Source organism: Bariatricus sp. SGI.154, assembly GCF_050313795.1.
Taxonomy (GTDB): domain Bacteria; phylum Bacillota; class Clostridia; order Lachnospirales; family Lachnospiraceae; genus CAMBRQ01.
The window spans coordinates 1-26,624 of the sequence record NZ_JBNPMC010000048.1 but is presented as its reverse complement, the minus strand read 5'-3'; the positions used below and the strand labels follow the sequence as shown (position 1 = coordinate 26,624).

At 43.2% G+C, this 26,624-nt stretch carries 22 protein-coding genes and 1 tRNA gene; 21 read left to right on the top strand and 2 right to left on the bottom strand.

What is annotated here, in order from left to right:
* The first annotated feature begins 130 nt into the window (after positions 1-130).
* From ACQRBN_RS15860 to ACQRBN_RS15850, 3 genes are all read left to right on the top strand, one after another.
* Positions 131-817, top strand: a complete 687-nt coding sequence (locus ACQRBN_RS15860) for a TrmB family transcriptional regulator (protein WP_427740015.1) — start codon at positions 131-133, stop codon at positions 815-817.
* Positions 814-2,088, top strand: a complete 1,275-nt coding sequence (locus ACQRBN_RS15855; RefSeq protein WP_427740013.1) for a diaminopimelate decarboxylase family protein — start codon at positions 814-816, stop codon at positions 2,086-2,088. The genes ACQRBN_RS15860 and ACQRBN_RS15855 overlap by 4 nt, the downstream gene beginning before the upstream one ends.
* 72 nt (positions 2,089-2,160) lie before the next feature.
* Entirely contained in the window at positions 2,161-2,802 is a 642-nt protein-coding gene (locus tag ACQRBN_RS15850) for a hypothetical protein (protein WP_427740012.1), read from the top strand.
* Positions 2,803-2,967: 165 nt separating this feature from the next.
* On the opposite strand, the gene ACQRBN_RS15845 is transcribed toward ACQRBN_RS15850, so the two are convergent.
* A tRNA-Leu gene (locus tag ACQRBN_RS15845) sits at positions 2,968-3,050 on the bottom strand.
* Positions 3,051-3,230: 180 nt separating this feature from the next.
* Here ACQRBN_RS15845 and ACQRBN_RS15840 point away from each other — a divergent pair.
* From ACQRBN_RS15840 to ACQRBN_RS15810, 7 genes are all read left to right on the top strand, one after another.
* Entirely contained in the window at positions 3,231-4,340 is a 1,110-nt protein-coding gene (locus tag ACQRBN_RS15840) for an aldo/keto reductase (RefSeq protein WP_427740011.1), read from the top strand.
* Positions 4,341-4,419: 79 nt separating this feature from the next.
* On the top strand, positions 4,420-7,035 hold the full coding sequence (gene polA / locus ACQRBN_RS15835; protein WP_427740010.1) for a DNA polymerase I: 2,616 nt from the start codon (positions 4,420-4,422) through the stop codon (positions 7,033-7,035).
* Positions 7,036-7,047: 12 nt separating this feature from the next.
* Entirely contained in the window at positions 7,048-7,638 is a 591-nt protein-coding gene (gene coaE / locus ACQRBN_RS15830; RefSeq protein ID WP_427740009.1) for a dephospho-CoA kinase, read from the top strand.
* Between the two features lie 20 nt (positions 7,639-7,658).
* A complete protein-coding gene (locus ACQRBN_RS15825; RefSeq protein ID WP_427740008.1) occupies positions 7,659-8,456 on the top strand; it encodes an MBL fold metallo-hydrolase in 798 nt (265 codons plus the stop codon).
* Between the two features lie 26 nt (positions 8,457-8,482).
* Positions 8,483-8,755 (top strand): ACT domain-containing protein, encoded by a 273-nt coding sequence (locus ACQRBN_RS15820; protein WP_427740007.1) that lies wholly within the window; start codon positions 8,483-8,485, stop codon positions 8,753-8,755.
* Positions 8,756-8,786: 31 nt separating this feature from the next.
* Positions 8,787-10,151, top strand: coding sequence for a PFL family protein (locus ACQRBN_RS15815; protein ID WP_427740006.1), 1,365 nt, complete (start codon positions 8,787-8,789; stop codon positions 10,149-10,151).
* 12 nt (positions 10,152-10,163) lie between these two features.
* Positions 10,164-11,021: a DegV family protein gene (locus ACQRBN_RS15810; RefSeq protein WP_427740005.1), complete on the top strand. Its 858-nt coding sequence runs from the start codon at positions 10,164-10,166 to the stop codon at positions 11,019-11,021.
* 1,365 nt (positions 11,022-12,386) lie between these two features.
* On the opposite strand, the gene ACQRBN_RS15805 is transcribed toward ACQRBN_RS15810, so the two are convergent.
* Entirely contained in the window at positions 12,387-13,670 is a 1,284-nt protein-coding gene (locus ACQRBN_RS15805; RefSeq protein WP_427740004.1) for a nucleotidyltransferase, read from the bottom strand.
* A 209-nt stretch (positions 13,671-13,879) separates the two neighbouring features.
* Here ACQRBN_RS15805 and mgtE point away from each other — a divergent pair, with 209 nt between their 5' ends.
* The 11 genes from mgtE (at position 13,880) to ilvA (ending at position 26,550) form a co-directional block, all read left to right on the top strand.
* Positions 13,880-15,217: a magnesium transporter gene (gene mgtE / locus ACQRBN_RS15800; RefSeq protein WP_427740014.1), complete on the top strand. Its 1,338-nt coding sequence runs from the start codon at positions 13,880-13,882 to the stop codon at positions 15,215-15,217.
* A 125-nt stretch (positions 15,218-15,342) separates the two neighbouring features.
* The gene (gene pta / locus ACQRBN_RS15795) at positions 15,343-16,344 is read left to right on the top strand and encodes a phosphate acetyltransferase (RefSeq protein WP_427740003.1); all 1,002 of its coding nucleotides are present in this window, start codon (positions 15,343-15,345) and stop codon (positions 16,342-16,344) included.
* A 26-nt stretch (positions 16,345-16,370) separates the two neighbouring features.
* A complete protein-coding gene (locus ACQRBN_RS15790; RefSeq protein ID WP_427740002.1) occupies positions 16,371-17,561 on the top strand; it encodes an acetate kinase in 1,191 nt (396 codons plus the stop codon).
* Positions 17,562-17,802: 241 nt separating this feature from the next.
* A complete protein-coding gene (locus ACQRBN_RS15785; RefSeq protein ID WP_427740000.1) occupies positions 17,803-18,336 on the top strand; it encodes a YceD family protein in 534 nt (177 codons plus the stop codon).
* A gap of 3 nt (positions 18,337-18,339) precedes the next feature.
* Positions 18,340-18,519: a 50S ribosomal protein L32 gene (gene rpmF / locus ACQRBN_RS15780; protein ID WP_004606185.1), complete on the top strand. Its 180-nt coding sequence runs from the start codon at positions 18,340-18,342 to the stop codon at positions 18,517-18,519.
* 146 nt (positions 18,520-18,665) lie between these two features.
* Entirely contained in the window at positions 18,666-19,688 is a 1,023-nt protein-coding gene (gene plsX, locus ACQRBN_RS15775; protein WP_427739999.1) for a phosphate acyltransferase PlsX, read from the top strand.
* Positions 19,689-19,723: 35 nt separating this feature from the next.
* Positions 19,724-19,957, top strand: coding sequence for an acyl carrier protein (gene acpP / locus ACQRBN_RS15770; RefSeq protein ID WP_427739997.1), 234 nt, complete (start codon positions 19,724-19,726; stop codon positions 19,955-19,957).
* A 95-nt stretch (positions 19,958-20,052) separates the two neighbouring features.
* Entirely contained in the window at positions 20,053-20,748 is a 696-nt protein-coding gene (gene rnc / locus ACQRBN_RS15765) for a ribonuclease III (protein WP_427739995.1), read from the top strand.
* Between the two features lie 7 nt (positions 20,749-20,755).
* Positions 20,756-24,316 (top strand): chromosome segregation protein SMC, encoded by a 3,561-nt coding sequence (gene smc / locus ACQRBN_RS15760; protein ID WP_427739994.1) that lies wholly within the window; start codon positions 20,756-20,758, stop codon positions 24,314-24,316.
* A 34-nt stretch (positions 24,317-24,350) separates the two neighbouring features.
* Positions 24,351-25,304 carry a signal recognition particle-docking protein FtsY gene (ftsY, locus tag ACQRBN_RS15755; RefSeq protein ID WP_427739993.1) on the top strand — a complete coding sequence of 318 codons (954 nt, stop codon included), beginning with the start codon at positions 24,351-24,353 and terminating at the stop codon, positions 25,302-25,304.
* 31 nt (positions 25,305-25,335) lie between these two features.
* A complete protein-coding gene (gene ilvA, locus ACQRBN_RS15750; RefSeq protein WP_427739992.1) occupies positions 25,336-26,550 on the top strand; it encodes a threonine ammonia-lyase in 1,215 nt (404 codons plus the stop codon).
* The last annotated feature ends 74 nt before the right edge of the window (positions 26,551-26,624 follow it).

The following is a 26,624-nucleotide window of genomic DNA, read 5'->3' as shown; positions in this document are numbered from 1 at the left end:
TTAAATTCACAAAAAAATCCCCAAAACCATGTTGACAGATATGTGGACATAGTTTATAGTGTTCCTGTAGAGAACTACTAAGAGGAGATGAGGTGAGAATTTGGAGCAATTATCATTCGTTGAGCGTTTGATGGAATTCGGGCTTACGAGACAGGAGGCTAATATCTATCAGTGTATGATTACGGAAGGGAAAGTGACCGGATATGAGGTTGCGAAGCAGACTGGAATCTCCAGGTCGAATGCGTATAATTCTCTGGCGAATATGACGGAGAAGGGGGCGGCTTACCTGGTGGAAGAGGGCAATACCAGGAAGTATGTTCCGGTACCGCTGGATGAATTTTGCAAGAACAGGATTCGTAGATTGGAAGAGACCAAGAAGTGGCTGTCTGCGCACGTTCCTTCTGAGAAGACATATGTAGAAGGGTATATCACGATTGAAGGAGCCAACCATATATTGGATAAGATGCGGAATCTCCTGGATAAGGTAGAGCGGCGTGTCTATATCAGTTGTACCAGGAATTACCTGCTGTTATTGATACGGGAATTGGAGCCATTGATTGCGGCGAAGAAGAAGGTTGTGATTATTACAGACCAGCCTGTGACTTTTGGTACTGCTAAGGTATATGTAGGCGAAAGCCGTGGAATGCAGATTGGTTTGATTGCAGATTCCAGATATGTTCTTACTGGCGAGTATGGAGAAGGCAGTATGAATACCTGTCTGTATTCAGGACAGAAGAATTTTGTGGAATTATATAAGAGTGCATTATCTAACGAGATCAAATTACTAACGATGCGAGAGGAGAACCAGAGACAATGAAGAAAGAAACATTTGTAACAAAAGAGCAGTTAGAAGAGATTGTAAAAGAGTATCCAACGCCATTTCATCTGTATGACGAGAAGGGTATCCGTAAGAATATGCAGGCATTGAAAGATGCGTTTTCCTGGAATAAAGGATATAAAGAATATTTCGCGGTTAAGGCAACACCGAATCCGTTTTTGATCAATATTTTGAGAGAGTATGGCTGTGGCTGTGATTGTTCCTCCTATACAGAACTCATGCTTTCCGAGGCAATCGGGGCGACAGGAGGGGACATTATGTTCTCTTCTAATGATACGCCGGCAGAAGAATTCGCTTATGCGGATCAGTTGGGAGCAATCATTAACCTGGATGATATTACGCATATTGATTTCCTTGAGAAGACGATTGGGCATATTCCGGAGACGATCAGTTGCCGCTATAATCCGGGCGGGCTGTTCAAGATTAGTAACGATATTATGGATAATCCGGGAGATTCCAAATATGGCATGACAACAGAGCAGATCTTCGAGGCTTTCAAAATTCTGAAAGCAAAGGGAGCGAAAGAGTTCGGTATCCATGCTTTCCTTGCAAGTAACACGGTTACAAATGATTACTATCCGATGCTTGCAAAGGTGCTGTTCGAAGTTGCGGTGAAACTTCAGCAGGAAACCGGCGTACACATTAAGTTCATCAATCTGTCCGGAGGAATCGGTATTCCTTATACGCCGGATCAGGAGCCGAATGATATCCGTGTGATTGGTGATGGCGTACGCAGGGTATATGAGGAGGTGCTTGTGCCGGCAGGAATGGGAGATGTTGCAATCTATACAGAACTTGGACGATTCATGATGGGACCTTATGGATGCCTGGTAACAACAGCGATTCATCAGAAACATACCCATAAAGAATATATCGGCGTGGACGCTTGTGCGGTCAATCTGATGCGTCCGGCGATGTATGGGGCATATCATCACATTACGGTAATGGGGAAAGAGAATCTGCCGCATGATCACAAATATGATGTTACAGGTTCTCTATGCGAGAATAATGATAAGTTCGCCATTGACCGTATGCTGCCGAAGATTGACATGGGAGATCTGGTGGTCATCCATGATACTGGCGCGCATGGATTCTCTATGGGATATAATTATAATGGAAAGTTAAAATCAGCAGAAGTGCTCCTGAAAGAAGATGGTACGGCACAGTTGATCCGCAGAGCGGAGACTCCGGCAGATTATTTTGCTACATTTGATTGCTTTGATATCGGGAAAAAGTTAATTGGCAAATAACTGTTAAGAGTTGATTTTATGTGAAGATAGGAGTATGGTTATATTATCTTAATTCACAAGGGGGAAAAAGTTATGAGAAAAAGAGGTTTGCTTGCTGTATTACTGGTTGTAGTAATGACAGTACTGTGCGGTTGCGGAGGAATGAGTACGGAAGATGCACAGTCTTATGCGAAGTCTGTTCTGGATGCCAGTTACAAAGGTGAATTCGCAAAGTATATGGAATGGACGAAGTCAAGTGAAGAAGAAGCAAAGGAATTGTATGAGGGTAATATTGACGTAACGATGAAGGAGGCTGGATTCTCTGATCTGGGTCTTTCAGAAGAAATGACAGAGAACTACAGACAGTTGTTCCTGGATATGATCAAACTGGCGAAGTATGATGTTGGCGAAGCAAAAGAAGCAAGTGACGATGCTTTTACAATCGATGTAACCGTAGAGCCATTCATTGCTTTTGAAGGACTTCAGGATGAGGTTAATACTGCTGTTACAGAAGAACTGACGAACGTTGAACAGATTCCAAGCGATGAAGAGATCAACCAGATGGTGTTCCAGAAAATGTATGAACTTATGGCTGAGAGAATTGCTGCTCCGGTCTATGGAGATCCTACAACTGTTACCATTACAGTTAAGCCGGATGCAGATAATGTATATTATATCGCTCAGGAAGATATGACTGCATTGGATGATGCTTTGTTCCCGGCAGATAAGTTCTAGGAATATGTATAAAATAGTCTTGAATTACGGGAGATTTTCTTTACTCTCATTATAATATTCAAAAAAGAGAAGTGGTGCCTGTAAGGTATCGCTTCTCTTTTCTTAGAAAAATTTCCAAATAAAAACGGGAATCCTCACATCAAGGTTTCCCGTACTTTTTCTGAATGCGGATGGTGGGACTTGAACCCACACGAGGTCGCCCCCGCAAGATTTTGAGTCTTGTGCGTCTGCCATTCCGCCACATCCGCTTATGTTATCTCATCGACAACATATTGAATTATAACGGTAAAATCAGAAGATGTCAATGCTTTTGTGAAGAATTTTAGAGGTTTTTTTGCTTGTTTTTTTGGTTGAAATTATAGGAACTATGATATAATGGGAAAAGGTCAGCGACACGAGAATTCACACATTAAAAAAAGGAGGCAATTATGTACTATAAGCAATATGGAAATACAGAAATGAAGGTGTCCGCAATCGGGCTCGGAACTATGCGTTATGATGAAGAGGATATCAAAGCGGGAAGATTGGAGAAATGTGCTGAGATTCCGCTCTATGCATATGAGAAGGGAATCAATTACTGGGATACAGCACCGCATTATTGTGATGATAAGAGCGAGATCGTGACAGGAATTGCGTTATCGCAGGTGAAAAGAAGTGATATCTATGTAACTTCTAAGACGAATCTGGGAACACTAGATGCAGGAGATCATCCGACAAAAGACATTTTCAGAAAGAGACTAGAGTTATCTTTGGACAGATTGAAGACAGATTACATTGATTTCTATCATATGTGGTGTATGCTGAGTCTGGAGTCATGGGAAAGGCATATGGATGCGTTGTATGGTTTTTTTGAGGATGCCAAGAGAGAGGGACTGATCCGTAATATCGTGTTCTCTTCTCATATGCAGGGCAATGATATCGAGAAAGTAGTAGATACAGGCAAGTTCAAAGGAATGCTGATCGGATATAATGCGCTTAATTACCGCTTCAGACAGAGTGGTATTGAGGCAGCACATCAGAAAGGTATGGGAGTTGTGGTAATGAATCCTTTGGGCGGAGGAATGATTCCGGCGAATTCGGATGCATTCGCTTATCTGGCAGAAGAAACAGATCTGACGGTTCCGCAGGCAGCGCTTCGTTTTGTTGCTTCCCATAAAGAGATTACTGTAACACTGGCAGGCTGTACGACAAAGGAACATATTGATGATGCGGTCAAAGCCGTAGAGAACCTGGAAGAGAAGCCGGCGAAAGAGATTGTGAAAGAATATGAGGGCAAGGGTGTGGCACTAAATAACTTATGTACTGGCTGCGCTTACTGCAAAGGATGTCCAAAAGATATTCCGATTCCAAAATTCATGGATGCTTATAATCAGATGATTCTGACTGGCGAGCAGAAAGCAATCGAGGATCGACTGGATAATCACTGGGACATTTCCAAGGAGAAGGCTTTAGAGTGTATTGCCTGTGGAAAATGCGAGAGACAGTGTACACAGCATCTTCCGATTATCGAAAGACTGAAGGAGATTGCAAGCCTTTAAAAAGAATAAATTGCTTTCAAAAATAAATGTTTTGGTGTATAGTAAGAAGGTAGTTCTAATTTTAGATGGAGAATCCAATATGAATGATAAGATTGTATTGATTGATGGTCATAGTATTTTGAATCGCGCTTTTTATGGACTCCCGGATCTGACGAATGCAGACGGGCTTCATACGAACGCGATCTATGGCTTTCTGACGATTATGTTTAAAATATTAGAAGAAGAGAAACCGGACTATCTGACGGTGGCTTTTGATGTTCATGCGCCGACGTTCCGCCATAAGATGTATGCGGAATATAAGGGAACCAGAAAGCCTATGGCAGAAGAATTGCGCCAGCAGGTACCTGTTATTAAAGAAGTCCTTCAGGCGATGGGAATCAAGACCATAGAATCTGCCGGGCTGGAAGCGGATGACCTTCTTGGAACACTGTCCAGACGTTGTGAGGGGCAGGGAATCGATGTGTCGGTAATATCTGGAGACAGAGACCTGCTTCAGCTTGCGACAGAGCATGTAAAGATTCGAATTCCGAAGACGAAACAGGGAAGGACAGAGGTAGAGGATTACTATGCACAGGACGTCAAGGAAAGATATCAGGTAACGCCTGTGGAGTTTATTGATCTGAAGGCGTTAATGGGGGATACTTCTGATAATATACCTGGGGTGCCAAGTATTGGAGAGAAGACGGCAACAAAGATTATTACAGAATATCACAGTATTGAGAATGCACACGAGCATGTGGAGGAACTAAAACCGCCAAGAGCAGCGAAAGCATTAAAAGAGCATTGGGATATGGCAGTGATGAGTAAGAAACTTGCTACCATCAATGTGAATGCTGATTTCCCTTATGAACTTGAAGAGGCAAGGCTGGGGAATATATTTACGGAGGAAGCGTATGCATATTTTCAGAAACTTCAGTTCAAGAATCTGCTTTCCAAATTCGATGTGACAGCACCGTCTAATCAGGTGGAGTCGGCATTTTGTGAGATTAAGCAGCAGAGTGCGGCAGAAGAAGCGCTGGCTGCGGCAGAGAAGGCCGCGTGTGTTGGAGCATGCATCTTTAAGAATACGGAGGACGTGCTGCCCCTTTTTGCGGATCAGGCAGAGATTGGTGGTATCGGATTATGCTTTTCTGAGAAGGATATCTATTGTATCCGGACCGGACAGGGGATTGATGCATCCTGGCTTCTTGGAAGATTAGAGGAAGTGGCAGAGAGGGCGGGACGCTTCGTCATGTTCGATCTGAAGCAGGCTCTGGAGCATATTAAGATCCGCCGTATGGAGAATTGCTTTGACGCAACAGTGGCAGCATATCTGCTGAACCCGTTAAAGAGCAATTATACTTATGAAGACGTTGCACGAGAGCAATTGAATATTATTATAGAAGAGAAAACTGAGAATTATGTGAAGGTATGCTATGAAGCCTTTACTGCTTATAAGGCGTCAGGTATTCTGTGGGAGAAGTTGAAAGAATGCCAGATGGATAAGTTATTTGCGGAGATTGAGATGCCATTGTTATTCACGCTATGTGATATGGAGAGAAACGGCGTGAAAGTGGAGGCAGAAGCGCTTAAGTTCTATGGCGACCAGTTGGGAACCAAGATTGTAGAACTTGAGAAAGAGATCTACGCAGATGCAGGAGAGACCTTTAATATTAATTCTCCAAAGCAGTTGGGGGTCATATTATTTGAAAATATGAAGATTCCTGGCGGTAAGAAGACGAAGACAGGATATTCGACGGCGGCAGATGTGTTGGAAAAACTGGCGCCGGATTATCCGATTATTGAAAAGATATTAGAATACAGACAGTATTCGAAGTTAAAGTCAACCTATGCAGATGGACTTGCCAATTATATCTGTGAAGATGGAAGGATTCGCAGTAAGTTTAACCAGACGATTACGGCAACAGGAAGAATCAGCAGTACAGAGCCGAATCTTCAGAATATTCCAATCAGGATGGAACTTGGAAGACTGATCCGTAAGGTGTTCATTCCGGAGGAAGGATATGTGTTTGTAGATGCGGATTATTCGCAGATAGAATTGAGGGTTTTAGCACATTGCTCTGGTGACAGCCATCTGATTGACGCGTATAAAGAGGCGAAAGACATTCACAGGATTACGGCTTCCCAGGTATTCCATACTCCGTTTGAGGAAGTAACAGACCAGCAGCGGCGCAATGCTAAGGCGGTGAATTTTGGAATCGTATACGGAATCAGTTCATTCGGACTGAGCCAGGACTTGAGTATTACCAGAAAAGAAGCGGCAAAATATATCGAAGATTATTTTAAGACATATCCGGGTATTAAAGCGTTTCTGGATGATACGGTGAAACATGCGAAGGAGATGGGATATGTCGTTACCTTATTCGGCAGACGACGCCCGGTTCCGGAGTTGGCATCCAGCAATTTTATGCAGAGATCCTTTGGAGAAAGAGTGGCTATGAATGCGCCGATCCAGGGAACGGCGGCGGATATCATGAAGATTGCGATGATTGGTGTGAACCGTAGATTGAAAGAGAATCAGATGAAGTCAAGGCTGGTTCTCCAGGTTCATGATGAATTGCTGATTGAGGCTTATAAGCCGGAACTTGATGACGTGAAGACAATCCTGAGAGAAGAGATGGAGCAGGCGGCTTCCCTGGATGTACCTTTGGAAGTGGATATGCATACAGGAGATAACTGGTACGAAGCAAAGTAGAGGAGTAAGAGTATGAAGATTATTGGAATTACCGGTGGAGTAGGAGCCGGGAAAACACAGATATTGGAGTACCTGAATAATAGATACGGAGCAACAATCTGCCAGGCAGATAAAGTTGGTAAAAAACTTCAGAAAAAGGGAACAGAATGTTTTGATGCAATTGTAGAATATTTTGGTATGGATATTCTGGATGAGAAGGGAGAACTTGACAGGGAGAAGTTAGCAGGCATTGTATTTACAGACAATGCCAAACTGACTGCACTGAATGAGATTGTTCACCCTGCGGTAAAAGAAGAGATTCGCAAGAAGATTGCCATGGAAGAGCGCAGGAATACCAACCTTTTTATTGTGGAGTCTGCACTTTTAATTGAGGATCATTACGATGAGATCTGCGATGAACTGTGGTATGTCCATGTGAGTGCAGAAAACCGCAAAAAGCGTTTGATTTATGCAAGAGGCTACGATTCGAAGAAAGTGGATGATATTATAGCGGCTCAACTGCCGAAGGATATGTTCATGAAACATTGTGACAGAGTCATAGATAATAACAACACTTTCGGAGAGACGGAGATGCAGTTGGATAGAATTATAGCAGATTTGTAGGAAAGGCAGAAGACGTATATATGAGGTTATGCAGCATTGCCAGCGGAAGCAGTGGCAACTGTATCTACGTGGGAGATGAGAATACGCATCTTTTGGTAGATACTGGAATCAGCAAAAAGAGAGTTGAACAAGGGTTACATACACTGGGAGTTAAGGGTGAGGAATTAAAGGGAATTCTGATTACCCATGAACATATCGATCATATCCAGGGTTTGGGAGTATTTAGCAGGAAATATGAGATTCCAATCTATGCGACGAAAGGAACCATTGAAGGAATCCGTTGCTGCAGTAGTCTTGGAAAGATGCCGGAAGGATTGCTGCACGAGGTCGAAGTGGATCAGACATTTTCATTAGGCAGTATGGAGATCAGTCCTTTTGCAATCTCCCATGATGCGAGAGAACCATCCGGATACCGGATTGAGAATTCTAAGAAATCTGTTGCAGTGGCGACAGACCTTGGAACATACGATGAATATATAATAGAGCGCCTGCAGAATCTGAATGCGGTCGTTCTGGAAGCCAATCATGATATTCATATGTTAGAAGTCGGTCCTTATCCTTATCCGTTGAAAAAAAGGGTCATGGGTGATAAAGGACATCTGTCGAATGAATTGTCAGGAAGGCTTCTTTGTGATATACTACATGACAATCTACAGTATGTAATACTGGGGCATCTAAGTAAAGAAAACAATTATGAAGAATTGGCATATGAGACAGTAAAACTGGAAGTCAGTTATGGAGATAATCCTTACAAAGGAGAAGATATTCCTATGATGGTGGCGAAAAGGGATACTGTATCAGATATTATTACACTATAAGAGAATTGTGAAGCAGGAGGATGAAGATGAGAAAGTGTGTAATTACAGTAGTAGGTAAGGATACGGTAGGTATTATTGCAAAGGTTTGTACATATCTGGCTGAGACAGATATCAATATTCTGGATATTTCCCAGACAATCGTAGATGGATATTTTAACATGATGACAATTGCAGATGTTACGAATTCTAAGAAAGAGATTGCAACGGTAGCAAAAGATCTGGAAGAACTTGGAGCCAGTGTAGGCGTGATGATTCACTGTCAGAGAGAAGAGATCTTCGAGAAGATGCACAGATTATAAGATGAATGACAGAAAGGCCGGGGCTTAGATTATGATTAACAGATATGAAGTATACGAGACTAATCAGATGATTGAACAGGATAATCTGGATGTCAGGACGATTACACTTGGTATCAGTCTTTTGGACTGTATTGATTCTGATTTGGATAAAGTAAACGAGAACATTTATAATAAGATAACAACAGTGGCAAAAGATCTGGTTGCAACGGGAGAGGAGATTGAAAGAGAATTCGGGATCCCGATTGTGAATAAGAGAATCTCTATCACTCCGATTGCCTTGATTGGCGGCGCTGCCTGCAAGAAACCGGAAGATTTTGTTACAATTGCAAAGACACTGGATAAAGCGGCAAAAGAAGTGGGCGTGAATTTTATCGGCGGATATTCTGCACTGGTATCCAAGTCTATGACGAAAAGCGATGAGAATCTGATTCGTTCTATTCCAGAGGCGTTGGCTTGTACGGATCGCGTATGTAGTTCTATTAATGTAGGATCAACCAGAACTGGAATTAATATGGACGCGGTGCGTTTGAGCGGAGAGATCGTTAAGGCAACCGCGGAAGCAACCAAAGAGAATGATTCTCTTGGCTGTGCAAAACTGGTTGTTTTCTGCAATGCTCCGGATGACAATCCGTTCATGGCAGGTGCCTTCTTAGGCGTAACAGAAGGTGATGCGGTCATCAACGTAGGTGTCAGTGGTCCTGGTGTTGTAAAACATGCGATCGAGCAGGTGCGCGGACAGAATTTTGAGAAATTGTGTGAGACAATTAAGAAGACTGCGTTCAAGGTTACGAGAGTTGGACAGCTGGTTGCAGGCGAAGCATCCAAGAAACTTGGTATTCCGTTTGGAATCGTAGATCTTTCTCTTGCACCGACACCGGCAGTTGGAGACAGTGTGGCTGAGATCCTGGAAGAGATTGGATTGGAGAGAGTCGGTGCTCCTGGAACAACGGCTGCACTCGCTATGCTGAATGACCAGGTGAAAAAAGGCGGCGTTATGGCTTCTTCTTATGTAGGTGGTTTAAGTGGTGCATTCATCCCGGTCAGTGAAGACCAGGGGATGATCGACGCAGTAAAACTTGGTGCTCTGACAATAGAGAAACTTGAGGCAATGACCTGTGTCTGCTCAGTTGGTTTGGATATGATCGCAATTCCTGGCAAGACGAAAGCATCTACAATCTCTGGTATTATTGCAGATGAGATGGCAATCGGTATGGTGAATCAGAAGACGACGGCGGTCCGTTTGATTCCGGTGATTGGAAAAGATGTGGGAGATACTGCTGAATTCGGTGGATTATTGGGCTATGCTCCGATTATTCCGGTCAATGAATATGATTGCAGTGCTTTTGTGAACAGACAGGGAAGAATTCCTGCACCGATTCATAGTTTTAAGAATTAGAGAGGTAAAAGGATGGGAAGAGTAGCTATTGTGACAGATAGTAACAGTGGAATCACGCAGAAGGAAGCAAAAGAATTAGGAATTCGTGTGCTCCCGATGCCGTTTTTCATTAATGAAAAGTTATATTATGAGGACATTACGCTGACACAGGAGGAATTCTATCAGAGGCTTGCAGAGGATGCAGATATCTCTACGTCTCAGCCATCGCCTGGCGATGTTCTTGAACTGTGGGATGAACTGCTGAAAGAATATGATGAGATTATTTATATTCCGATGTCCAGCGGTCTTAGCAGTTCCTGTGAGACAGCGATGGGATTGGCACAGGATTATGATGGCAAGGTTCATGTAATTGATAATCAGAGAATCTCTATCACACAGCGTCAGTCAGTGCTTGATGCCATGGAGATGGCAGAAAAAGGCATGGGTGCACAGGAGATAGAGGATGTTCTGATGCGTGAGAAACTGGAAGCAAGCATCTATATTACTGTTGATACGCTGAAATATCTGAAAAAAGGTGGACGTGTTACTCCTGCGGCTGCAGCAATCGGTACAGTATTGAACTTAAAGCCAGTCCTTCAGATTCAGGGAGAGAAACTGGATTCCTTCGCAAAGGTTCGTGGCTGGAAAGCAGCGAAGAAGACGATGCTGGATGCGATTGAGAAGGATGTAAATGAGCGCTTTAAGGGAAAAGAGATGTACATCCATGCGGCATATACCTGCTCTGAGGAAGAGGCTTTGATCTGGAAAGGTGAGATTGAGGAGAGATTCCCAGGATATGAGGTTCACATGGATCGATTGTCGCTGAGTGTGTCTTGCCATATTGGAGCAGGGTCACGGGCGATTGCTTGTATTAAGAAGTGTGAGTTTTGATTTGTGGAATTTTGATTCATGAAGAGTAGGGTATGAAGATGTACGGTCAAGTGGGGATGGAGGGTGGTTGATGTCCGTAGAAGAGTCATACAATCCGTAAGTTCAAAAGAGGTCTGAAATCAGGAACCGAATGTCCGAACCGGAGAAATCTGAAGATTTTCCGGTTCGGACATTCTTGAATTCTGTGCTTGTTGCACATAATTCATCCTGATTTCAGACCTCTTTTTCACTAACGGATTGTATGACTCTTCTACGGACATCAACCACCCTCCATCCCCACTTGACCTGACATCCTCATGTGTGACTCTTGATGAATTAGGGAGGATTCTGGCATGGGTGGGGGAGCGGGGTGGAAGGGGTTAGTTTTTGTGTAAGAGTTGGTTGCGTTGATGTGGGTTAGTTTTTAGGCGGGAGTTTGGTTAGTAGGTAAGTGTCGTATTTTTTGCGTAGAAGCCAGCTTGTTAGGATTGACAGGATGGAGATGAGGATGGTTAAGGTTTTAATAAGGGAAGCGGGGGAGTAGAGGGTACCTAGTAGGAGTCCGATTCCTGCGCTGTTTAGGGTATAAGTCTGATTCATATTGCCACCTCCTAATAGAATCTTAACATAAAAGCAGATATTTGTATTCCCCACAGATAGCGAAGTGACAATATAGTGTTAAATCTGTGAGTTTAACGAAATGGGAATTTAGGGGAGAAAATAGATTCTTGGGAAGTGTACGGTGAAGGAAGTGGAGCAGGCGGCTCTGAAACCGGGATGTTTCGTTAAGAATCCGTAACCGGAAAAATACCGGTTTCAGAGCCGCCTGTTCCACTTCCTTCACCTGACATTCCAAATTCTCAAGGTTTTCTCCGCTGGGAGGGTTCCTGGCGAGGATGCGTGGGAAACGGTGTTGGGGGGATAACAGATTGGGAGTGTGTAGCGAGTGGTGTTTGGGAGGGGAACAACCAGGGAGTGCATGGTGAGTGGTGTTGCATGGATAGTCAGTCTGAGGTACAGCAGAATGATATGCAGCATATGTATCCTGAACGAATCAGGAATTTTGTGATTAAGGCACAGATTAATGAAGGTAATATGCTTTGTCTACAATTTTTTGTCATTGTATATAGCAGATGCATTTTTCTAAATTAGTTAACAGGTATGCGCATAGACCGGCTTGTGATCTGCACTGTATTACAATACCGTAGAACAAGTTTTCCTGCGCTAAGGTATGTAAAATCACAGGAAAAAGACCCACACCCACCTTCACCAGGAATCCCCCAGTTTAGAAAGAGTTACCCCCCAAAAGAATGTCAGGCATAGAGGGCAGATGGGGCGGTTCCATGCCGTACACTCTCAAATAACTCTTAATAAACTAAATTCCCCCTATATCCGCACAATCTGCTGCTGATACTCATTCACAAACGGCATCTTAAACTTATTTGTAATAATACTTTCATACAGATTAGAGGCAAAGATATCCTTCTCTAACATAGCAAGCCCAGTATCATTTAAGTTTTCTATCTGCGTAAGTTTTGTAATCAACGGTACTTGCGAGTTCTTCTTAAGATGAGAAAGAAGTTTTCCGGCATCTTTGCGGAACCCCAAGATATGAGCATACTGGCAGTACCCTTTCTCCTGATAGCGGATCATATCCTCATTCGTAATATTCAGTAGAATATGGAAAAGGCTTCGGCTGATGCGTGTATATGTCATATCTCTTGTCTTTAACAGGTCGCAGAACTGGTCAAAGGTTATAAAATCATTGGCATGATTCATGATGCGGTTGGCGAGATCATCAGTAATATCCTTATACTTGACTAGTGAATCACGGGATTCCGTTAGTAGTTTATATTTTAATAGAAGCGAGAAATCGTTGGCATAGATTGGATATCTGCTTCGATGCATCTCTTCTAACATGCGGATGCAGGATGGAGGGACTTGATCCTCCAGGCGGGTCAGAACTTCGGACAGGGCAGGCTCATCGAACATGCCATCTCCTTCCAGATGTACGGAATGGCTGGCATAGTCTAATAGTTTGCGGATTGCAGAAGCAGAACTGTAAGTGCCAGTCAGATGTTCATCGTGGTAGCCTGATACCATGCGTTTGATGGTATAAGATCTAATGCTACTGTGGCTCTTATAGAGTGCTTTGATATATTCAATTCCAAGAATGTTGTTGGGTTGTTCAAGAACGACATCCAGAGAGTCATCTCTCAGATAATTCTTTAATGCCATCTGCCGGGCGCGTGGAAAAGAGATGCCTTTTCTTAGAGCCTCCTGAAGTGAGAACTTATATTCTTCCGGTTCATCTGCTACGATATGAGCAATTCTTTCCAGCAGTCCGTAATCACCGCATTCGCTTCCGAAGCAGATAGAATCTACACAGCCTAATTGCTCAAAGAGTGAGATGGCGCCTGCAGCAAAGTATTCAGCACTTCCGGTGGCATAACATACAGGAAGTTCCAGTACGATATCAACTCCGGCTTCCAATGCAACTTCAGCTCTTAAGTGTTTGGGCATGATAGCAGGTGCGCCGCGCTGTACGTAATTGCCGCTCATTACAACGATGACTGCATCTGCTTTTGTAATCTCTTTTGCTTTCTCTATATGGTATAAATGCCCATTGTGAAATGGGTTGTACTCTGTGATTAATCCAACTATTTTCATGAGAATCTCCTTGTATATCCTTCTGAAATTGATTATACTATATTAAGATTAGGTTCGCAATGAATGTCAGGAAAGGAGGGATACATATGAGCGAAGAATGGAAGAAAGAGAATCGCTTACTAGAGGAATCCGACGAAAAGAGGCAGCATAAGCCCCGTTCGCAAGAGGATGAAACCGATGAATGGGACTACCTGGAAGAGCGAGAGGAACTGACAGAAGAACGTATACTGGAGATGTTGGAAGCACGTCAGTATAAGGAATTGAAGGAAGAGTTAGAGAATAATATGTATCCGGTCGACCTGGCTGATATTCTGGAGGAATTTGATCAGAAGCAGTTGGTTCTGGTATTCCGGCTTCTTGCGAAGGAAGAAGCGGCTGAGACATTCACGTATATGAATAGTGACATGCGCGAGGTACTGATCAACGCATTGACGGACTCAGAACTTGAAGAGGTCATGGAAGAGATGTACCTGGATGATACGGTTGACGTTTTGGAAGAGATGCCTGCGAATGTGGTGGACAGGCTTCTGATGGCAACTGACGAAGAGACGAGAGTTCAGATCAACCAACTTCTCCAGTATCCGGAGGACAGTGCCGGAAGCGTGATGAATGTTGATTATATCGCGCTTCGAAGAGAGATGACGGTTGCAGAAGCCATATTGAAGATTCGTCAGGTTGGTCTTAACCGGGAGACAATCTATACTTGTTATGTAACTGAGAAGCGAAAACTGATCGGTCAAGTGGATGTTAAGGAATTGCTGACTACCAGTGAATCCAAGACCATTGAAGAGATTATGGACACGAATATGCTCTATGGGCATACGACAGACGACCAGGAGGTAGTAGCGGGGATTATCAGGAAATACGGTCTCATCGCTTTGCCAATTGTGGATCATGAGAATTGCATGGTTGGTATTGTAACCGTTGACGATGCGATGCTGGTCTTACAGGAAGAGGCAACGGAAGATATTAGTATCATGGCTGGTGTCAGCCCCAGTGAGGAATCGTATTTCGGAACAACGGTAGTGGAGCATGTGAAGAGCCGCCTGCCCTGGCTTTTGTTTCTGATGCTGTCAGCAACCATCACCCAGATGATCATGAACAGTTATGAGTCTGCGCTTGCTGTCATGCCTCAGCTGGCTGGATTCGTTCCTATGCTGACTGGAACAGGAGGAAACTGTGGATCGCAGAGTTCTACTTTGGTTATCCGTGGACTTGCGGTGGGAGAGATTGAATTTTCAGATCTGTTAAAGGTGATCTGGAAAGAAGTCCGGATTGCTGTCAGCATCAGTGTGATCCTTGCGGTTGTGAATGGTGTCCGCATTGTATTGATGGGACAGGGGGACGCAATGATGGCATTTACCATCGGAGTTACGATGGCATGTACGGTAATTATTGCCAAGGTGGTTGGATGTACATTGCCGCTGATTGCGAAGAAAGTTGGATTGGATCCGGCGATTATGGCAACACCGCTGATTTCTACCCTAGTAGATATCAGTACGATCAGTGTATATTTTGCTATAGTAAGTTACGTATTTCAACTTTGATGAGTGGAAAATATAGCGATTGTACGCAAAAATAGACATAAGATTCTAAGAAGAGACCTTGTTTGCAAGGTCTCTTTGTATTATAATAAAAATACTGAGAATATATGGAAAGGAGTCTATCAATCATGGGATTTATAGATGAAATCAAAGCAAAAGCAAAAACATGTAAAAAAACAATTGTACTTCCTGAGACAGAAGACATCAGAACTTACGAAGCGGCAGAGGCTGTATTAAAAGAAGGAACAGCAGACCTGATCCTGATCGGAAGCGAAGAAGAAATCGCAAAGAACAAAGGTTCTTTCGATATCAGCGGAGCAACAATCGTAGATCCTGCGACTTATGAGAAGACAGATGCATACATTGCAAAACTTGTTGAGTTAAGACAGAAAAAAGGTATGACAGAAGAGCAGGCAAGAGAACTGCTTCTGACGAACTATCTGTACTATGGTGTTATGATGGTTAAGATGAAAGATGCTGATGGTATGGTATCAGGTGCATGCCACTCTACAGCAGATACTTTAAGACCATGTCTTCAGATTCTGAAGACAAAGCCAGGAACCAAGTTAGTATCCGCTTTCTTCGTAATTGTAGTGCCAGATTGTGACATGGGAGCAGACGGAACATTCGTATTCGCTGATTCTGGTCTTGAGCAGAACCCAGATCCGGAGAAATTGGCTGCAATCGCTCTTTCTTCCGCAGATTCATTCAAACTACTGACAGGCAAAGAGCCAGTTGTTGCAATGCTTTCTCACTCTACAAAGGGAAGTGCAAAGCATCCTGACGTTGACAAAGTAGTAGAAGCAACACGTATCGCAAAAGAGAATGCACCAGAAGGATTACTGCTTGATGGCGAATTCCAGTTAGATGCAGCAATCGTTCCGGAAGTAGGTGCTTCTAAAGCTCCGGGAAGCCCGGTAGCAGGAAAAGCAAACGTACTCGTATTCCCTGACTTGGATGCAGGTAATATCGGATATAAGCTTGCTCAGAGACTTGGTAAAGCAGAAGCATACGGACCACTGACTCAGGGTATCGCAGCACCTGTTAATGACCTGTCCCGTGGATGCAGCGCTAAGGATATCGAAGGCGTTGTAGCAATCACAGCAGTTCAGTGTATGTCTGAAAACTAATCACTTGGAAAAGAGAGGTAAATAAAATGAATGTATTAGTTATTAACTGTGGAAGTTCATCCCTGAAATTCCAATTAATCAATTCTGAGTCTGAGCAGGTTCTGGCAAAAGGTCTCTGTGAAAGAATCGGAATTGACGGAAGCCTGACATATCAGCCAGCAGGCGGCGAGAAGGTAAAATCAGACAAAACTATGCCAACACATACAGAAGCAATCCAGTTCGTAATCGATGCTTTAACAGATGCCGAGACAGGTGTCGTTAAGAGCCTTGACGAGATTGGTGCAGTTGGACACCGTGTCGTACATGGCGGCGAGAAATTCGCAAGTTCTGTTGTAATCACAGATGAAGTTAAGGCAGCCATCGAAGAGTGTAATGACCTTGCACCACTTCACAATCCTGCAAACTTAATCGGTATCAACGCATGCCAGGAATTAATGCCAGGAACACCGATGGTAGCCGTATTCGATACCGCATTCCATCAGACAATGCCTGAAAAAGCGTATATGTATGGTCTTCCATATGAATATTATGAGAAATACAAAGTGAGAAGATATGGCTTCCATGGTACAAGCCATAGTTTCGTATCCAAGAGAGCAGCTGAACTTGCAGGAAAGCCATACGATCAGTTGAAGACAATCGTATGCCACCTTGGAAATGGTGCAAGTATCTGTGCAGTTGAGAATGGAAAATCCGTAGACACATCTATGGGCCTGACACCTTTGGAAGGTCTTGTAATGGGAACACGTTCCGGTGATATTGATCCTGCAATCTTAGAGTTCATCGCTAAGAAAGAGGATCTGGATATTGCAGGTCTTATGAATATGCTGAATAAGAAGTCTGGCGTATACGGACTTTCTAATAACTTATCCAGTGACTTCCGCGACCTGTGTGCAGGCGCAGAGGCTGGCAATGGTCCGGCGAAGATCGCTCTTGATGTATTCGGCTATCGTGTAGCAAAATACGTTGGAAGTTATGTGGCTGCTATGAATGGTGTTGATGTAATTGCATTTACAGCAGGTATCGGAGAGAACGATGGCGGTATTCGCGAACAGGTTGTAGAGCACCTTGGATATCTTGGAATCGAGATCGACAAAGAAGCAAACAGCAAACGTGGCGAAGAGATTGTAATCTCTACTCCGGATTCTAAAGTTAAGGTTATGGTAATTCCTACAAACGAAGAATTGGCAATCGCTCGTGAGACAGTTGCGTTAGTTTAAAAGATATAAGCAATCATAAAGATATGTTTTGTTTACACCCTCCCGCATATGCAGGAGGGTGTAAAACTATCCCCGTATAAGGTTCGAAAGATGTGTGTAGTATCCTGCGCAAGAGGATGCAATAAGAGGTTACATAAGAGGTTACATAAGAGGTTACATAAGACCTGGAAAAATTTGAATTATAGGTTGACAAAACACTTTTACATGATATAATAGTTAAGGTATGAATAGGGGTGACTTTATGTTAATAGACCTATCCAATGTTCTATCTGAACCACATAAATCTTTGGATGAGATGGTTCCATGTACTTTGGAAGTTTTTAAAGTAAAGTTTGGCACATATCCGGTGTTATCAAAAGACGATGTTCATATTACTGTAGAGTATATTAAGGATAGACAGATTGAGATACACGGATCATGCAAACTGACGATTGAGATTCCATGTGACCGCTGTTTGGACGCGGTTCCTACAGAGTTTAATCTGGACTTTATAAAAAAAGTTATGGTTTCGGATTCCGGTGAAGAGATGGTGGAGTCAGATGAATTAGACGAATCCAATTATATTGACGGATATACTCTTGATGTGGATAAGCTTATCTGCAACGAGGTACTAATAGGGTGGCCGACGAAGATTCTGTGTAGCGAAGACTGTAAGGGAATTTGCAACGTATGTGGTCAAAACCTGAATCAAGGAACTTGTAACTGTGAAGATACAAGTCTTGACCCTAGAATGTCAGTTATCCGCGATGTTTTTAAGAATTTTAAGGAGGTGTAACCTATGTCAATTTGTCCAAAGAATAAATCTTCTAAAGCAAGAAGAGACAAAAGAAGAGCTAATTGGAAAATGAGCGCTCCAAACCTGGTAAAATGCAGCAAATGTGGCGAATTAATGATGCCTCACAGAGTATGCAAGGCTTGCGGCAGCTACAACAAAAAAGAAATCATTCCTCAGGACTAATGTTTGAGGTGAAGAGGATTCCTGAACAGGGAATCCTTTTTTTATTACAATAATCAGATAGAGGTTATGTATTTTCTAAATATAAATCATTGATTTTTACAGCAATGTCTAGTAGAATTAGTCTAGTAATGCTAGGAGGAATACAGATGTCAGAAATTACGTATATAGCCCTGGATGCAATGGGCGGGGACAATGCCCCGATCGAGATGGTCAAGGGAGCAGTCGATGCAATCGAAAAAGAGCCTTCGATGAAAGTGTTCCTGGTCGGACAGGAGACCGTCATTGAAAAGGAATTGGCAAAGTATCAATATAACAAATCGCAGATTGAAGTTGTCAATGCAATGGAAGTGATTGAGACAGCAGAACCACCGGTGAATGCCATCCGCAAAAAGAAGGATTCTTCTATCGTAGTAGGTATGAAGATGGTGAAAGAAGGCAAGGCAGATGCTTTCGTATCCGCTGGAAGTTCCGGTGCGATTCTGGTTGGCGGTCAGGTCTTGGTTGGAAGAATCAAGGGAGTGGAGCGCCCACCGCTCGCGTCACTGATTCCAACGGAGAAGGGGGTATCTCTTTTACTGGATTGTGGTGCGAATGTAGATGCCCGTGCATCTCATCTGGTTCAGTTTGCCAAGATGGGTTCTATCTATATGGAGCATGTCCTTGGCGTTCAGAAGCCGAAGGTTGGAATTGTTAATATTGGAGCAGAGGAAGAAAAGGGCAATGCACTTGTCAAAGAGACATTCCCACTTCTGAAGGAACAGAGCGATATCAACTTTGTAGGAAGTGTAGAGGCAAGGGAGATTCCTCACGGACAGGTGGATGTGGTAGTCTGTGAAGCATTTTCAGGAAATATTATTCTGAAATTGTACGAAGGCGTAGGTGCAGTTCTGATCAAGAAAGTAAAAGAAGGATTGATGTCTACTTTAAGAAGCAAGATTGGTGCTTTGTTGATCAAGCCTGCATTAAAAGCGACACTTAAGACCTTTGATGCCAGTGAATATGGCGGGGCGCCGCTTCTGGGTCTGAACGGTCTGGTCGTGAAGACTCATGGAAGTGCCAAAGCCAAAGAGGTGAGCAACACATTGATTCAATGTGTAACTTTCAAGAGACAGAAGATTAACGAGAAGATCAAAGAGTGTATTCAATCGGATGCAGTATCCGCTGAATAAAGAGAAAAATTAAGCAAGAGAAAAGGAGAAATGGTATGGAATTTGAAAAATTAAAGGAAATCATTGCAGAAGTATTGAACGTAAATGCAGATGAAATTACGCTGGAAACGACATTCGTGGATGATCTGGGCGCAGATTCTTTGGATGTCTTCCAGATTATTATGGGAATAGAAGAGACATATGATATTGAGATTGATAACGAAGAGGCAGAGAAGATCGTAACAGTAGGTGACGCTGTTGAGCAGATCAAGAATGCAACTAATAACTAGGCGATAGAAGATGAAAAAGCCCGGTAGGGCTTTTTCGTTTTGTTGCCAGACATGCGTGAAAAGATCCGGTGGATCTTTTCTAAGTGGAGCAGATTATGGGACAGGATTTAAGAATATTAGAAAAAAATATCGGTTATAAGTTCAATGATTTTCAATTGCTGAAAAAAGCTATGATTCATAGTTCTTATGCGAATGAGATGCATCTTCCCAAATACGAATGTAATGAGCGTCTGGAATTCCTTGGTGATGCAGTATTAGAATTGGTTTCCAGCGAATTTCTATTCTATGAGAACAAAAGGATGCCGGAAGGCGAACTTACAAAGACAAGAGCCAGTATGGTATGTGAACAGTCGCTGGCCTTCTGTGCAAAGGATCTGAATCTGGGTGATTATCTTCTGCTTGGAAAGGGAGAGGATGCTACGGGAGGAAGAAAGAGGAATTCCATTACATCAGATGCAATGGAGGCATTGATAGGCGCAATTTATATGGATGGTGGTTTTGCTAATGCAAAAGAGTTCATTCATCGTTTTATTCTGAAGGATCTTGAGAATAAGAAACTCTTTTTTGATAGCAAGACTATCCTGCAGGAGATTGTCCAGGCACATTTTAAAGCACCAATCTCTTACCGACTGACCGGTGAGGAGGGACCAGACCATGACAAATCATTTCATGTAGCAGTATATATTGGAGAAGAGGAGTATGGGCTTGGAACCGGACGCACGAAAAAAGCGGCGGAACAGGTAGCAGCGTATCAGAGTATTCTGAAACTGCATAAGAAGAACATAAAGTAGGTGTAGAATGTATCTAAAAAGCATAGAAGTGCAAGGGTTTAAATCATTTGCACATAAGATAAAATTTGACTTTCATAATGGAATTACGGGAATCGTAGGCCCTAATGGAAGCGGGAAGAGTAATGTCGCAGATGCAGTTCGCTGGGTATTAGGTGAACAGAGAGTGAAGCAGCTTCGCGGTGGCAGTATGCAGGATGTGATCTTCTCAGGTACAGAGAACCGTAAGCCGCTTAGTTATGCTTCGGTTGCAATTACACTGGATAACTCGGATCACCAGCTTCCGATTGATTATGAAGAGGTAACGGTTGCGCGAAAATTATACCGATCAGGTGAAAGCGAATATCTGATCAATGGAAGCGCCTGCCGTCTGAAGGATGTGAATGAACTTTTCTACGACACTGGTATTGGCAAGGAAGGTTATTCGATTATCGGACAGGGACAGATTGACAAGATTCTTAGTGGCAAACCGGAAGAACGAAGAGAATTGTTCGACGAGGCTGCCGGAATTGTGAAGTTCAAGCGCCGGAAGAATATGTCGGTGAAGAAATTAGAAGAAGAGCGGCAGAATCTCCTGCGTGTCGATGATATTCTTGCGGAATTAGAAAAACAGGTAGGACCTCTGGAGCGGCAATCTGAGACTGCAAAGGAATATCTGAAGAAAAAAGAACAGTTGAAGACGTATGATATCAATATGTTCCTGCTTGAGACGGAGCGCTTGCAGGAGCAGATCCGCAGTGTGGATGAGAAACTTGATATGACCAAAGCGGAATTAGAGGACGCCAGCCAGCAGTATGATGCCATGAAAACGGAATACGAAGCGGTAGAAGAACAGGTTGATACCATTGATGCTTCGATTGAGAAGTCAAAAAGCCAGTTGAATGAGACCAACATGCTCAAGCAGCAGTTGGAGAATCAGATAGAACTTTTAAAAGAGCAGATTCATAGTATGCAGATGAATGATGCGCATTATGATCAGCGTGCAAGGACGATTGATTCGGAGATCAGTGTACGCAAAGGACAACTTCAGGAACTGAAAACTGAGCAGGAAATCATTCAAAAAGAAATTGATGAGCAGACAGCGCTTGAGAATCAGGCAAAAGCGGAATTAATCGAGGTACAGTCACGAATTGCTGCGATCACGGCATCTGTTGACCAGAAGAAAAATGATATTATCGAATTGCTGAATAATCGTGCTTCTACCAAGGCAAAGATTCAGAAATATGATACTATGCTGGAACAGATCCAGGTAAGAAAAGCCGGAATGAACAGGCAGATTCTGGAAGCCGAGACAGAAGTGCGCGAGCAGAGCGAGAAGTTGGAAGGATATCAGCAGGAGTTAAAAGAGATATCTAGTCAGATCATAGAATTATCCGAAGAAAATAGCCAGTATGAGGCTAAGATTGCCGGACTACAAGAACGTCTTGCAAAACAGACTGAGCAGTTCAGAATCGGGCAGACTGCATACCATCGAGAGCAATCCCGTCTGGAATCATTGAAGAACATTACGGAACGGTATGATGGATATGGAAACAGTATCCGTAAAGTTATGGACAATAAGGAGCATGAAAAAGGGCTTCTGGGTGTTGTTGCTGATATTATAAAAGTAGATAAGAATTATGAGATTGCAGTTGAAACGGCACTGGGCGGCAATATACAGAATATTGTGACGGCAGATGAAGAGACGGCAAAGCGGATGATCCAGTTTTTAAAGAAGAATAAGTTTGGACGAGCCACATTCCTGCCTCTTACGAGTATCCGTGCTAATTCAGGCATTGGAAGATCTGAGGCTTTGAGAGAACCCGGAGTAGTCGGTGCAGCGAATACATTGGTTCGGGTAGAAGCAAGATACCAGACCCTGGCAGATTATCTTCTGGGAAGAACTCTGGTTGTTGATCATATTGATCATGCAACTATGATTGCGAAAAAATATAAACAATCCTTACGTATTGTAACTCTGGAAGGTGAATTAATTAATCCGGGCGGTTCCATGACAGGCGGAGCGTTCAAGAATTCCAGTAATCTACTAAGTAGACGACGGGAAATCGAAGAGTTCGAGAAGACGGTAAAGCAGTTAAAACGTGAGATGGATGAGATGGAAGCATCCTCAGAACTCTTAAGAAAAGAACGTGCCGGTTATTATGAGAAGATGGATGAGATCAGTAATAAACTCCAGAAATCTTATGTCATCCAGAATACAGCGAAGATGAACGCAGATCAGGCGGCATCCAGAATTAAAAATGCACAGGAGACCTCGGAGAATACCAGGATTGAGGCAGAAAAACTGGATGCACAGATTACGGATATTATTGACAATCAGGAATCGATCAACGTAGAACTGGATACTTCCGAGAGTCTGGAGCAAGAATTGACCGGGCAGATCGAGAAGGAACAAAAAGTGCTGGATGCGGAGCATGAAGAGGAGTCTAGAAAGTTAAAAAGAACAGAAGAGATCCATCTGGCAAGCGCAAGCCAGGAGCAGAAATATACATTCGTAATAGAGAATGTCAACCGTATTCAGGAAGAGATTGAAAAATTCCAATTGGAATTAAAAGAATTGGAAGTCAGCAAGGGTGGGACTTCTAAAGAAATTGAAGAGAAAGAGAAGCAGATTGCTGATCTAAGGCAAACCATTGAGAATTCCAAGGAACTTTTTGAAGAGATTCAGATTGAGATAGAGAAATTCAAAAAAGAGCGCGAAGAACTGAACCTGAAACATAAAGTATTTCTTCAGAAACGGGAAGACACTTCGAAGCACATGTCTGATCTGGACAAAGAAATCTTTCGTCTGGAAAGCCAGAAGGAGAATTACGAGGCGGCTTCCGAGAAGCAGATTAACTATATGTGGGAGGAATACGAGATTACTTATATCCGTGCAAAAGAACTAAGAGATGCGAACCTTACAGATCTTGCGAAGATGAAGAAGCGGATACAGGAATTAAAAGGCGAGATACGTTCTCTTGGCAATGTCAATGTCAATGCGATTGAAGAGTATAAAAGGGTATCCGAACGATACGACTTCCTGAAAGGACAGCATGATGATCTGGTAGAAGCGGAGGCAACGCTGGAACAGATTATTGAAGAACTGGATGCAGCCATGCGTAAGCAGTTCCAGGAGCAGTTTGCGCGAATTGCAAGTGAATTCGATACGGTATTCAAAGAATTATTCGGCGGTGGCAAAGGAACACTGGAATTGATGGAGGATGAAGACATTCTTGAGGCAGGTATCCGTATTATCGCTCAGCCACCAGGAAAGAAGCTGCAGAATATGATGCAGTTATCCGGTGGCGAGAAAGCATTGACTGCGATTGCACTGTTATTTGCCATCCAGAATCTGAAGCCATCACCATTCTGTCTGCTGGATGAGATTGAGGCAGCGTTGGATGATAATAATGTTGTGAGATTTGCAGGTTACCTGCATAAATTGACGAAGAACACGCAGTTTATCGTAATCACTCACAGAAGGGGAACCATGACGGCTGCAGACAGACTGTATGGTATTACTATGCAGGAGAAAGGTGTATCAACATTGGTATCCGTGAGTCTATTGGAGGATGAATTAGATCAGTAAATCATGTATTATGAAGAGGTAGGAGAGAAGAAGTATGGCAGAAGAGCAGAAGGAAAATGTAGGCTTTTTTAGACGCTTAGTGTCGGGACTTACTAAGACGAGAGATAATATTGTGTCCGGTATGGACAGTATATTTAATGGTTTTTCTCATATTGACGATGACTTCTATGAAGAGTTGGAGGAAGTCTTAATTATGGGCGATCTGGGTGTACAGGCAACGTATGACATTCTGGATGACCTGAAAACAAAAGTAAAAGAGCAGCATATCAAGGAGCCTGTTCAATGCAGACAGATCCTGATTGACAGTATTAAAGAGCAGATGGATGTCGGAGAGACCGCTTATGAATTCGAAGAAAAGATATCGGTTGTTATGGTTATCGGAGTCAACGGAGTTGGGAAGACGACTACGATCGGTAAACTGGCAGGGAAACTTCGGGCGCAGAATAAGAAGGTTGTTCTTGCTGCAGCGGATACTTTCCGCGCGGCTGCCGGTGAGCAGCTGAAAGAATGGGCGAATCGTGCCCAGGCAGAATTGATTGGCGGTCAGGAAGGATCTGACCCGGCATCTGTAGTCTATGATGCGGTTGCGGCTGCAAAAGCGAGGCATGCGGATGTATTGTTGTGTGATACAGCCGGAAGGCTTCATAACAAGAAGAACCTGATGGAAGAATTAAGAAAGATGAATCGCATTATTGACCGCGAGTACCCGGAAGCATTTCGTGAGACGCTGGTGGTACTGGATGCCACAACCGGACAGAATGCATTGCAGCAGGCAAAAGAGTTCAATGAAGTTGCAGATATTACCGGAATTATCCTGACGAAAATGGATGGAACTGCTAAAGGAGGAATCGCTGTAGCGATACAGGCAGAACTTGGAATACCGGTCAAATATATCGGAGTTGGTGAGACGATTGATGATCTGCAGAAATTCGATGCAGATACATTCGTTAATGCTTTGTTCTCATCGGAACAAACTGAAGAAGAGTAAGAGTAGTATAGAAAATGAAGGAGGAAAAATCATGCTGACATTAGAAAAATTTGAAGAAGCAAGTGAACTTGTAAAAAAAGTGACAAACCCGACCAAATTAGTTTATAGTGAATATCTAAGCGAAGAGACTGGCGGAAGAATCTATCTGAAGCCAGAGAATATGCAGTATACAGGCGCGTACAAAGTCCGTGGCGCTTACTATAAGATTAGTACAATGAATGAAGAAGCACGTGAAAAAGGCTTGATTACTGCATCAGCAGGCAATCATGCACAAGGAGTTGCATATGCGGCACAGAAGTTCGGATGCAAGGCAATCATTGTGATGCCGACTGTTACGCCGCTGATTAAAGTAAATCGCACGAAAAGTTATGGAGCAGAAGTCATATTATACGGTGATGTTTATGATGATGCATGTGAATATGCAATGAAACTAGCTGAAGAGGAAGGATATACTTTTGTACATCCTTTTGATGACCTGGATATCGCAACCGGACAGGGCAGCATTGCAATGGAAATTGTACAGGAACTCCCAACGGTTGATTATATCCTGGCACCTGTTGGAGGCGGCGGCCTGATTACCGGTGTGGCTACGCTTGCCAAGATGCTGAATCCAAAGATCAAAGTAATCGGCGTAGAGCCTTCTCAGGCAGCCAGTATGACAGCAGCATTAGAGACAGGAGAACCAGTAACGTTGCCGAGTGCAAATACTATTGCCGATGGTACAGCAGTAAAACGTGTTGGAGAGAAGATATTCCCTTATGCACAGGAGAATATTGACCGTGTATTAACTGTAGAAGATGATGAGTTGATCGGTGTCTTCCTGGATATGGTAGAAAATCATAAGATGGTTGTAGAGAATTCCGGTCTTCTGACAGTTGCTGCCCTAAAGCAACTCGACTTGAAAGGTAAAAAAGCAGTTGCTATCTTAAGCGGCGGCAACATGGATGTTATTACAATGTCCTCTATCGTACAGCATGGACTGATTCAGAGAGACAGAATCTTCTCTGTATCCGTACTGCTTCCGGATAAACCGGGTGAATTGGTACGTGTAGCCGCTACGATTGCAGATGCACAGGGTAACGTTATCAAACTGGAACACAACCAGTTCGTCAGCACCAACCGTAATGCGGCAGTGGAACTTCGTATTACCATGGAAGCATTTGGAACGGAGCATAAGCATGAGATCCTGAAGGCTTTGGAGGATGAGGGATTCCGGCCTAGGGAGATTGGGGCGAAGTTGTATTAGATGGGAATTTAGTGGAGAAAAGTAGATTCTTGGAAAGCGTACGGTGAGGCAGCAGAAGATGGCTGGCTCTGGGA

Bases quoted from the DNA above. Each gene is read 5' to 3' on its own strand.
- ACQRBN_RS15825 (WP_427740008.1), top strand. From the start codon at position 7,659: ATGAGGTTATGCAGCATTGCCAGCGGAAGCAGTGGCAACTGTATCTAC.
- ACQRBN_RS15790 (WP_427740002.1), top strand. From the start codon at position 16,371: ATGAATGTATTAGTTATTAACTGTGGAAGTTCATCCCTGAAATTCCAA.
- ACQRBN_RS15785 (WP_427740000.1), top strand. From the start codon at position 17,803: ATGTTAATAGACCTATCCAATGTTCTATCTGAACCACATAAATCTTTG.
- ilvA (WP_427739992.1), top strand. From the start codon at position 25,336: ATGCTGACATTAGAAAAATTTGAAGAAGCAAGTGAACTTGTAAAAAAA.
- acpP (WP_427739997.1), top strand. From the start codon at position 19,724: ATGGAATTTGAAAAATTAAAGGAAATCATTGCAGAAGTATTGAACGTA.
- plsX (WP_427739999.1), top strand. From the start codon at position 18,666: ATGTCAGAAATTACGTATATAGCCCTGGATGCAATGGGCGGGGACAAT.
- ftsY (WP_427739993.1), top strand. From the start codon at position 24,351: ATGGCAGAAGAGCAGAAGGAAAATGTAGGCTTTTTTAGACGCTTAGTG.
- ACQRBN_RS15810 (WP_427740005.1), top strand. From the start codon at position 10,164: ATGGGAAGAGTAGCTATTGTGACAGATAGTAACAGTGGAATCACGCAG.
- coaE (WP_427740009.1), top strand. From the start codon at position 7,048: ATGAAGATTATTGGAATTACCGGTGGAGTAGGAGCCGGGAAAACACAG.
- ACQRBN_RS15855 (WP_427740013.1), top strand. From the start codon at position 814: ATGAAGAAAGAAACATTTGTAACAAAAGAGCAGTTAGAAGAGATTGTA.
- ACQRBN_RS15850 (WP_427740012.1), top strand. From the start codon at position 2,161: ATGAGAAAAAGAGGTTTGCTTGCTGTATTACTGGTTGTAGTAATGACA.
- pta (WP_427740003.1), top strand. From the start codon at position 15,343: ATGGGATTTATAGATGAAATCAAAGCAAAAGCAAAAACATGTAAAAAA.
- rpmF (WP_004606185.1), top strand. From the start codon at position 18,340: ATGTCAATTTGTCCAAAGAATAAATCTTCTAAAGCAAGAAGAGACAAA.
- polA (WP_427740010.1), top strand. From the start codon at position 4,420: ATGAATGATAAGATTGTATTGATTGATGGTCATAGTATTTTGAATCGC.
- ACQRBN_RS15840 (WP_427740011.1), top strand. From the start codon at position 3,231: ATGTACTATAAGCAATATGGAAATACAGAAATGAAGGTGTCCGCAATC.
- ACQRBN_RS15820 (WP_427740007.1), top strand. From the start codon at position 8,483: ATGAGAAAGTGTGTAATTACAGTAGTAGGTAAGGATACGGTAGGTATT.
- ACQRBN_RS15805 (WP_427740004.1), bottom strand. From the start codon at position 13,670: ATGAAAATAGTTGGATTAATCACAGAGTACAACCCATTTCACAATGGG.
- smc (WP_427739994.1), top strand. From the start codon at position 20,756: ATGTATCTAAAAAGCATAGAAGTGCAAGGGTTTAAATCATTTGCACAT.
- rnc (WP_427739995.1), top strand. From the start codon at position 20,053: ATGGGACAGGATTTAAGAATATTAGAAAAAAATATCGGTTATAAGTTC.
- ACQRBN_RS15815 (WP_427740006.1), top strand. From the start codon at position 8,787: ATGATTAACAGATATGAAGTATACGAGACTAATCAGATGATTGAACAG.
- ACQRBN_RS15860 (WP_427740015.1), top strand. From the start codon at position 131: ATGGAATTCGGGCTTACGAGACAGGAGGCTAATATCTATCAGTGTATG.